The following is a 991-nucleotide window of genomic DNA, read 5'->3' on the forward strand; positions in this document are numbered from 1 at the left end:
CAGCGCCAGCTCCGCGGCCGCCGCGGCGGCGTCGAGGTCGTGCGCCAGCAGCGGGCCCATCGTCGCCCACGCGAGCGCCTCGGCGCGGTCGCCGGCCGCGACCGACGGCGATCGCGCCGCGATCGCCGCCTCGCCGAGGCCCTCCGCGACCTGGCCGCGGTCGAGCAGCGAGCGCGCGAGCGCGAGCCGCAGCGCGCCCTCGCCGGGCGGATAGGCGCGCTCCTCCAGCACCCGCCGCAGCAGCAGCTCGCCCTCCTGGCGCCGGCCGGCGGCGACGAGGTGCAGCGACAGCTCCGCATCCAGCCGGCCGCGCGCGGGATCGGCCGGGCCGGCCAGCTCCAGCGCCGCCTCCAGCAGCTCGGCCGCGACACCGGCGCTGCGCGCGGCCGCCTCGCGCGCGGCGCGCTCCAGCCACGCGATCGTCTCGGCGTCGCCGCGCCGTTCCGCGCGCACGAGCTGCTCGGCGACCGCGAGCGCATCGGCGCCCGCGGCCGCCAGCGCACGGCCGGCCTCCAGGTGCAGGCCGGCGCGAACGCTGCGCGGGAGATCGTCGTAGAGCGCCTCGCGCACGACGTCGTGCCCGAAGCCGAGGCGCTCACCGCGCTCGACCAGCAGACCGGCGGCGAGCGCCTCGCGCAGCGGCGGCCACAGCGTCGCCGCGGGCCGGCCGGTCAGCGACGCGAGGTCGGCGAGCGCGAACTCCGAGCCGAGCACCGACACGAGCCCGAGCAGCTCCACCGTCTCGGCCGGGAGCGCGCGCAGGCGGCCGAGCACCGTCGTCGCCAGCGATGCCGGCAGCGCCCCGTCGGCGACCTCGGCGCGGCCGTCGGCGGCCAGCACGATCGCGTCGTCGGCGGCGAGCGCCTCGACGAGCAGGGTGACGAACAACGGGTTGCCGCCGCAGGCGTCGACGCGGGCACGCAGGTTGGCGCCCGGCGAGCCGCCCGCGCCGCGCGCCGCCAGCGCCCGCGCGGCCGCCGCGTCGAGCGGT

General features: G+C 80.6%; 1 pseudogene. It reads right to left on the bottom strand.

Annotated features, from left to right (window positions below):
• A pseudogene (locus R7226_RS31515) lies at positions 1-991 on the bottom strand (hypothetical protein); the annotation flags it as partial.

This window comes from Conexibacter stalactiti (assembly GCF_033542075.1).
GTDB lineage: Bacteria > Actinomycetota > Thermoleophilia > Solirubrobacterales > Solirubrobacteraceae > Conexibacter > Conexibacter stalactiti.